Annotated in this window: 4 protein-coding genes and 1 pseudogene; 4 read left to right on the plus strand and 1 reads right to left on the minus strand. The window is 33.4% G+C overall.

All coding sequences use genetic code 11. The features are described from left to right. Both J3U35_RS06645 and J3U35_RS06650 read left to right on the plus strand, forming a co-directional pair. Window positions 1–532, plus strand: a pseudogene (locus tag J3U35_RS06645) (hypothetical protein); the annotation flags it as partial. Window positions 533–547: 15 nt separating this feature from the next. Beyond that, window positions 548–955: a hypothetical protein gene (locus tag J3U35_RS06650; protein WP_267360383.1), complete on the plus strand. Its 408-nt coding sequence runs from the start codon at window positions 548–550 to the stop codon at window positions 953–955. Between the two features lie 22 nt (window positions 956–977). Here the strand turns inward: J3U35_RS06650 and J3U35_RS11625 are convergent, their stop codons facing one another. Next, window positions 978–1,112 carry a SymE family type I addiction module toxin gene (locus J3U35_RS11625; RefSeq protein ID WP_416380689.1) on the minus strand — a complete coding sequence of 45 codons (135 nt, stop codon included), beginning with the start codon at window positions 1,110–1,112 and terminating at the stop codon, window positions 978–980. A 152-nt stretch (window positions 1,113–1,264) separates the two neighbouring features. Between J3U35_RS11625 and J3U35_RS06655 the strand changes: the two genes are divergently transcribed. Together J3U35_RS06655 and cdiI are read left to right on the plus strand one after the other, a co-directional pair. Further along, window positions 1,265–1,690, plus strand: a complete 426-nt coding sequence (locus J3U35_RS06655) for a CdiA family toxin C-terminal domain-containing protein (protein WP_324101260.1) — start codon at window positions 1,265–1,267, stop codon at window positions 1,688–1,690. Window positions 1,691–1,718: 28 nt separating this feature from the next. Further along, complete coding sequence (gene cdiI, locus J3U35_RS06660) at window positions 1,719–2,126, plus strand: ribonuclease toxin immunity protein CdiI (protein WP_267360385.1); 408 nt, start codon at window positions 1,719–1,721, stop codon at window positions 2,124–2,126. Window positions 2,127–2,674: the final 548 nt, after the last annotated feature.

The following is a 2,674-nucleotide window of genomic DNA, read 5'->3' on the forward strand; positions in this document are numbered from 1 at the left end:
AAATTATAAAGAGACTAAGGATAAAATACTAGATAATCAGGCTACCAATCAGAAAGCCAACGAAAGTAGCAAATTTGGTGAACATGTAGCAAAAGAACAAGAGATTAATGCTGGAAAGGGAACGAATGCAACTCAAATCATTATAGATAAAAATAAATTTGTGACTCCAGATTTACCTGGAGTGGCACAATCTCGGGTCAATGTTGCAAATGTGACTTATGATAATGGAAAAATTAGAGGTTTTGAGTATGCCATGGGGAAACATGGTGCTGATAGCTCTGTTCCAAATAAAAGTCGCTTTCTAATTGGAAATGATGAAGTTAAAACACTTTTACAACGCCCTGATATTGTTAATAAACCTGTTTATAATCCAATTCAAATAGGAGGAAAGGTCGAAACAAATAAATTTGTACGACAAGTGGATGTAGGTAAACCAATAGGCTTTGATCAAAGTGGAAATAAAACTTCGGTTATAACTATTATCACTGATAGGAAAGGGAATTTGATAAACACATTTCCGGGTAAATTGTAATTTAAAAGGATAACTATGACTCTGATTAATTTAAAAAAAATCCGTGAAAATAATGAAGATGATGATTTAGTATTATATCGAACGTTTCACGAAAATAATGGGCGTTACTTAGAAAGAGAAGGTGAGTCAGGAAAATTTAAAATACTATGGAATATTGATGATGCTTCATCTTCTGTATTTAAAGAGCCCCAAGATATTAATATGTTAATGGATGATCTTGAAACCGTTTTGGATGAGGCGCATTCTGAAAATGACAATGAAATGTGTAATCACTTAAAAGAAATATTTGTTCTCTGTAAGCTCTGTTTATGGAATAGCGGTAAATTTTATTTAGAATTTACTCCTTGGGGAGTAATATTGGATAGTTATCCCCGCTGCCTTCCTGATAAATATAGATTTAACATATCAACTATCGACGAATGATTGCCTAAGTTACTACGAGCATTTAAACGACGGAGCTTTTATTACTTTTTAAACTTGCTTCAAGTTCAATAATTAACTTGCCCTGTTCAATCTTAATGATAACAGGGCAGCCTACATAAAAGCCGAATTGCACCAGCCATCTCCCCTTAATGGTCAAAAGAGACTAATGATAAAATACAGGATAATCAGGCTACCAACCAGAAAGCCAACGAAAGTAGCAAATTTGGTGACCATGTAAAAAAAGAACAAGAGATTAATGCTGGAAAGGGGACTACAATAGTCAAAACTCCAGATGGTATTAGTTTTAATATTGAGCAACCAAAGCATTTAGCAACTGTGGATAAATTTAGTCAAAATGGTATTTCAGGTGGGCATAATGCTAATGCTTTTTATGATGCAGCTAAGCAAAATAATGTTAAAATTTTGAATGAGACACCGACAGGAACTCCAGGCATTACTAAGATTGAGTATCAAATACCTGCGAAAGATAGAGCAGGAAACTTCACTGGGGATTATAAAGGTAATGGTTCGAAACCATTTACAAAGACAATTTATGACCCAAAGATATTTACAGATCAAAAAATGCTAGAACTTGGTCAACAAGCAGCATCTAGTGGTTATAAGCAAGCAATCGCTCGAGGGGAAAGAGCATATAATGCGACTGCCGGAGGAGTAACATTTAGGGTTTATATAGACCCTAAAACCGGTACCGTTACTAATTTTCACCCGAAATAGTATATTATAAATATTTGAGGAGTATATTTTGGAAGATTCTATAAATATTGAAACAGATGGGTTTTCACAGCTAAATAAGCATCTGTTTGAGAGACCTCTTAGTATTTCAAAACCTAGTAGTATTATAAAAAATTACTTTGATCTTATGTATAATGATGGCTATTTTCTAAATGCTATCGAAAATATTATTCAAAAAGAATCTTTTATACAGGATGGTGTGTATTGCAATTTCCCTGATATGAATAGTTATTATGAAGAAGAACATTTTGAGGGGGTTCAGTTTGCAATTGGTTATCCGCCAACAGAAGAAGATACGGTAACTGTTAGTGAAAAAACTTGTTATCATTATGTTAGATTAGCCTGTGAAAAGTATCTACAGCTTCACCCAGAGGATACAGATAAGGTTAATGAGTTATTAGCTAAAATACCAGTGTAGATATGGTGATGATATCTATTCTAAATATATTTCTCGTGTTGTTCTGGATACTGAACATTCAAATATTATCCCCAGTATTGAGCTGGGGTCATATTTTACTCTTGGCTTTAGTATCAATTATAAGCAGAACAATTATAATGATTAAGGATAATAACCTATTGATAAAAAATAGGATATTTAGCTATATAAAAAATTTATGGCGAGGCTCTGTGACATTTTTAGATTTAGCGATGATGGACATAATGCAGGTAGTAAGGTAGTTATTGCGAACAGCAACATAAAATATCAAAATACTAACAATCATATTACTGGTTATAGTGTTAATCAATTCCAATTTATCAACCATCAAAAGTAAGCAGAATATCTCCGCATAGCTTGGCTTAACCTTTTTTCAGTAAATAGAATGCTGGAAAGGGGACGGGTGCCAGCAAACCATTAAACAAAACATCTTTAGAAAAGCAACACGGCAAAGGAAATGTCGAGCAAAGTGGTGGAAATTATAAAGAGACTAAGGATAAAATACTAGATAATCAGGCTACCAATCAGAA

The organism is Gilliamella sp. B2717, from assembly GCF_026536675.1.
GTDB classification, from domain to species: domain Bacteria; phylum Pseudomonadota; class Gammaproteobacteria; order Enterobacterales; family Orbaceae; genus Gilliamella; species Gilliamella apicola_I.

Excerpts from the sequence above, each read along its gene's own strand:
- J3U35_RS06650 (WP_267360383.1), top strand. The coding sequence starts at position 548 with ATGACTCTGATTAATTTAAAAAAAATCCGTGAAAATAATGAAGATGAT.